The 1,240-nt window shown below is 35.1% G+C and carries 3 protein-coding genes; 2 read left to right on the top strand and 1 reads right to left on the bottom strand.

All coding sequences use genetic code 11. From position 1 onward, the window contains the following. Positions 1 to 446, top strand: a 446-nt coding sequence (locus RMO83_RS07480; RefSeq protein ID WP_310559053.1) for a pseudouridine synthase, incomplete at its 5' end; no start/stop codon positions are given. An 11-nt stretch (positions 447 to 457) separates the two neighbouring features. Beyond that, on the top strand, positions 458 to 910 hold the full coding sequence (locus tag RMO83_RS07475; RefSeq protein ID WP_310559052.1) for a tRNA (cytidine(34)-2'-O)-methyltransferase: 453 nt from the start codon (positions 458 to 460) through the stop codon (positions 908 to 910). A gap of 33 nt (positions 911 to 943) precedes the next feature. Here the strand turns inward: RMO83_RS07475 and RMO83_RS07470 are convergent. Continuing rightward, on the bottom strand, positions 944 to 1,240 hold a 297-nt coding region (locus RMO83_RS07470), incomplete at its 5' end, for a dienelactone hydrolase family protein (protein WP_310559051.1).

Raw genomic sequence — 1,240 nt, 5'->3', positions numbered from 1 at the left:
AAGATTCTGAGGGTTTACTGCTTTTAACAACCGACGGAAAAGTTAGCGAACAAGTTAGAAGCAAAAAAGTCGATAAAGAATATTATGTTCAAGTTGATGGAATTATAACTCAAGAAGCTATTGAAAAATTAAAAATCGGTGTAGAAATTGGTTTTGATGGACAAAAATATACCACAAAACCTTGCCATGCTTTTATTGTCAATGAAGTTCCAGATTTTGGAATTCGTGCCAAAAAAATTCGTGACGAACGCCACGGGCCAACAACTTGGGCATCAATAACTGTCAATGAAGGCAAGTTTCGACAAGTTCGCAAAATGACTGCAGCAGTTGGTTTTCCTACTCTAAGATTGGTTCGTGTTCGAATAGGGAACATTTTTTTGAATGATTTGAAAGCTGGTGAAGTTTTGGAAATTGCTTCAGATTTCTTAAATTTGTATAAATTATAAATTCAATTAAGATGCTAAACATTGTACTTGTAGAACCCGAAATACCAAACAATACCGGAAATATTGGTCGTTTGTGCGTTGGTACAAATAGTCGATTGCACCTAATTCATCCTTTTGGATTTGTGATTAATGACAAAAACCTCAAACGTTCTGGACTAGATTATTGGGTGCATCTGAATGTTACCGAATATCAAAATGTTGAAGATTGGACAGCAATAATTCCCGATAAATCTCGTGTTTTCTTGATGAGTTCTCATGCTGAAAGTTCGATTTATGAAAATGTTTTTCAAGACGAAGATTGGCTTGTTTTTGGCAAAGAAAGTGTTGGTTTGAGTCAAGAAGTTTTAGATTTATTCAATCAAAACCAACAGCTCACAATACCAATGTCAAAATTAATCCGAAGTTTCAATATTGCCAATTCTGTAGCATTTGTAGTAGGCGAGGCGAGACGTCAGATTTTTTAGTTAGGAATTAGATTTCTGCTTTTATTTACTAAATTATTTAAAAATTTCATCAAAGAATTTCAACATTGCAATCCAAGATCTTTTGGCTGCTTTTTCGTTATAGGCCGCACCTTTGCTATTATCATTTCCTGCATCTTTGTGCGTAAAAGCGTGAACAGCATTGGCATAATAGACCATTTGCCAGTCAGATTTTGCAGTTCGCATTTCGTCTTGAAACGCTTTCATTTCGGTTTCTGGAACATAAAAATCGTCTGCACCATGAAGTATTAAAACTTTTGGATTTATAGTTTCGATTGCTCGAGAAACATCACGACCTAATCCGCCATGAAA

It is taken from the genome of Flavobacterium sp. (assembly GCF_031423415.1).
In the GTDB taxonomy this organism is placed as follows: domain Bacteria; phylum Bacteroidota; class Bacteroidia; order Flavobacteriales; family Flavobacteriaceae; genus Flavobacterium.
This window is presented reverse-complemented; position numbering and strand designations above follow the sequence as displayed.